This window comes from Nonomuraea rhizosphaerae (genome assembly GCF_019396405.1).
GTDB classification, from domain to species: domain Bacteria; phylum Actinomycetota; class Actinomycetes; order Streptosporangiales; family Streptosporangiaceae; genus Nonomuraea; species Nonomuraea rhizosphaerae.
This window is the reverse complement of sequence record NZ_JAHKRL010000048.1, coordinates 1-2,309: the sequence shown is the minus strand read 5'-3', so window position 1 is coordinate 2,309 and position 2,309 is coordinate 1. Positions and strand designations below refer to the sequence as shown.

Genomic DNA, 2,309 nt, shown 5'->3' with positions numbered 1-2,309 from the left:
CCCACCGGTTCACCCGCACGCCCCGGCTCCCCAAGATCCCGCAGGTCGCCTACATCAACCAGCCGGAAGAGGCCGCCTAGCGATCAGACCAGCCCACTCCCTGTCGCATTTGACTTGACACCTTCCGAGGCGTCGCGTCGACATGTTCTGGAACGCGCAATCATCAGGGCGGCATCCATCCACAGGGCAGCCTCGGCGTGGTTCAGGTCCTGCAAATCGAGGTAGCCACCTTGTGGGGCAGCTGTATCGCCACGACGAGGAGTGAGATGTGCGCGTCGCCTTCGCCACCGAAGCGGCTCCGGGGCAGGTGAACGAGGACTATGTCGCCGTCGCGCCCGATGTCGCCGTTCTGCTGGACGGGGCGGGCACTCCGCCTGGGGCGGAATCGGGGTGCGTGCACGGAACGGCCTGGTATTCGCGCACCTTGGGCTCCCTTCTTGTTGCTTCGATGAGCCGCGGTGCTGATTCGTTGGCAGGTACGCTCGCGGACGCGATCAAGGCTGTCGCGGGCCTGCATGACGGCGCCTGCGACTTGAGTCATCCCGGTACGCCGTCCGCCACCGTGATCATGCTGCGGCGCTCGATCGATGTGCTTGAGTGGCTGGTGCTGGCCGACTCCACGCTGCTGCTCGACCTCGGGACGGCGGAGCCCATGGTGATCACCGATGATCGTGAAGCCCTGGTGGGGGCCCGCTATCGGGCGGCCATGGATGCCCTCGACTCCGGCAGTCCCGCGCACGTCGCGGCTCGTCGTGACTATGTCGAGAGCATGCGTGAGCACCGTAACCGCGACGGCGGCTTCTGGGTCGCCGCCACCGATCCACTGGCCGTCGAACAAGCCCTGGTTGGCGCCGTTCCCGCGGCTGACGTAAGGGCGGCGGCCCTGCTCAGTGACGGTGCCTCCCGCCTTGTTGACCGGTTCGGGCTGGCGACCTGGCAGCAGACTCTCGACGGGCTTCACCGATACGGGCCGGCTGACCTGATCGCCACGGTTCGCGCAGCGGAGGAGTCTGACGCGGATGGTAGGCGTTGGCCGCGTGGCAAGACCCATGACGACGCGACGGCCCTCTACTGCCGGTTCTGACGGACCCCAGCGGGTGCGCCGGTTATCGTCCCCCGTGAAACGCCCGCGCCCTGGTCCCGATCTTGCTGCGCTTCACCAATCTCGACGGCCACCGCTTGGTGGCTGGACAGTCCCGCCGGAAATCCGGTCGACACACAGCCCACTGTGCACTGTGATGGTCCAGCCGCCCGCCGTACGGCGCGGGCCGATCGCAGGAGCTGCTCTTGGCAACCGCCAGAACCGCGGACACCCGCCCCACGATCAATGCCGCACTGGTCAGGAAGCTGGTCGATACGCAGTTCCCACAGTGGGCCGCGTTGCCTCTGGAGCTGCTCGATCCGGCCGGCTCGGACCATGTGATCTACCGGCTGGGCGAGCAGCTGTCCGTACGGCTGCCCCGCCACGACGGCGCCATCGGACAGGCCGACAAGGAACTCGAATGGCTGCCCCGGCTCGCCCCGCGACTGCCCCTGGCCATTCCGGTACCGGTGGGAGTGGGTGAGCCCGACTTCGGTTATCCGTGGCGGTGGGCGGTGTCCCGCTGGCTGGAGGGCGAGGTGGCGACCGTCGAGGCGCTGGCCGACTCGTCCGTGGCCGCCGTACAACTGGCGGAGTTCCTGATCGCCCTTCAGCGGTTCGGGTCCGAGGACGTTCAGGACATGGAGGCCCGCGAGGACCTCACCGGCCAGCCGTTGGCGGGCCGGGATCGGGCGACGCGGGCCGCCATCGCGGAGGTCGGCGACGTATTCGGCACCACCGCGATGACCGAACTGTGGAACGCTGCCCTGGGCGTCCCTGGATGGGATCGCCCTCCGGTCTGGTTCCACGGCGACTTTCACACCGGCAACCTGCTGACCGTCGACGGCCGGCTCAGTGCGGTCATCGACTTCGGCGGGCTCGGTATCGGCGATCCGGCCTGTGATCTGATCATCGCCTTTACCCTGATGTCGACCGACAGCCGGGCCGTTTTCCGCGCCGCGCTCGATGTGGACGACGCCACCTGGACACGGGGACGGGGCTGGGCTCTTGCCACCGGGCTGAATGCCTACACCACCTATGCCGCCGTCAATCCGAGGGTCGCCGCGCAGACCACCCGTCAGATCACTGCGGCTCTCATCGGCTAGTGCTGTGACCGGAAACGATCGCCGGGGTTGGGTCGGGTTTCAGGCTGCGGGAGCCAGGGGGCGGCCGCCCCAGCGGATGCCCTTCTCGCTGCGGACGCGGGCGCGTTCGCGGCGTTGGGCGG

General features: G+C 68.3%; 2 protein-coding genes. Both read left to right on the top strand.

Annotated elements, in window-relative coordinates; genetic code table 11:
* Positions 1-268 precede the first annotated feature (268 nt).
* Entirely contained in the window at positions 269-1,084 is an 816-nt protein-coding gene (locus tag KME77_RS02345) for a protein phosphatase 2C domain-containing protein (RefSeq protein ID WP_219461225.1), read from the top strand.
* A 203-nt stretch (positions 1,085-1,287) separates the two neighbouring features.
* Positions 1,288-2,187 (top strand): aminoglycoside phosphotransferase family protein, encoded by a 900-nt coding sequence (locus KME77_RS02340; protein ID WP_219461222.1) that lies wholly within the window; start codon positions 1,288-1,290, stop codon positions 2,185-2,187.
* The last annotated feature ends 122 nt before the right edge of the window (positions 2,188-2,309 follow it).